This window comes from Pseudosporangium ferrugineum, from assembly GCF_003002065.1.
Classification (GTDB): Bacteria; Actinomycetota; Actinomycetes; order Mycobacteriales; family Micromonosporaceae; genus Actinoplanes; species Actinoplanes ferrugineus_A.
The window spans coordinates 1-1,036 of sequence record NZ_PVZG01000091.1; the positions used below are offsets into that span (position 1 = coordinate 1).

The following is a 1,036-nucleotide window of genomic DNA, read 5'->3' on the forward strand; positions in this document are numbered from 1 at the left end:
AGTCGAAGCATTTGCCTCTACGAGTTCGGCGAATATCTCGGAGGGCTTCTTCCAATTGTGGATCTTACGGGGTCGGTCGTTGATTTCGGAAGCGACCATCGCCAAATAGTTCGGGTCCGAGGTGATCTCGATGCCTTTCGGGAAGTACTCGCGCAGGATCCGGTTCAGGTTCTCGTTGCTGCCGCGCTGCCAGGGTGAGTGCGGGCGGGCGAAGTAGACCGGCAGCCCGGCGGCGGTGATCCGGGCGTGCTGGGCCATCTCAGCGCCGCAGTCCCAGGTCAGCGACCGTGTGATCTGCGGCGGCAGCGTGCCGGCGGCGGCGATCACCGCGTCGCCGACGGTCAGCGCGTCGCGGCCGGTCAGCGGGACCAGGACCACGAACCGGGACGTGCGCTCGACCAGGGTCGCGACCGCGCTCTTGCCGGCCTTGCCGATGACCAGATCGCCCTCCCAGTGCCCGGGCACCTGCCGCCCTTCGACTTCGGCGGGACGTTCGTCGAGGTAGCGCGGCTCGCGGATCCGCGGTGCCGGGGCCGGGCGTGGGCCTGAACGGCGGGCGGTGCGGCCGGTGCGCAGGGCGAGCAGCTCCCGGGCCAGGGTGGACACCGGCTGCGCGTACATCCACTGGTAGATCGCTTCGTGGGACACTCGTACAGCCTGATCGTGCGCGTATTCGTACGGCAACCGGCCCGCGATCGAGGCCGGCGACCAGCCGGTGCGCAGCAGCTCGGTGACGACCGTGCGCAGACGTGGCGACCGGTCGACCGCGTACGCCTTCGGCCGCCGCCGAGCACCAGCGGCCGTCTCGTCGGCGGCCACCGCCCGGTACTCAGCACGGCCACCGTGGCGGGCGACGTCCCGCGAGACGATCGACGGGTTCCGGTCGATCAGCCGGGCGATTTCCTTGTACTGCAGGCCTTCGGCAAGACCACGGGAGATCTCTTCCCGATCAGCCAAGGTCAACATGTTGCGCACGGCGGGCATCCTGTCCCACCGAACGATCAAGATCAAATGCTACGACCGGCTGAACTCGCCC

At 68.5% G+C, this 1,036-nt stretch carries 1 protein-coding gene; it reads right to left on the minus strand.

From position 1 onward, the window contains the following. Positions 1 to 966 (minus strand): IS30 family transposase (locus CLV70_RS38885; protein ID WP_425440290.1); only part of this gene is annotated, 966 nt, incomplete at its 3' end. Positions 967 to 1,036 lie beyond the last annotated feature (70 nt).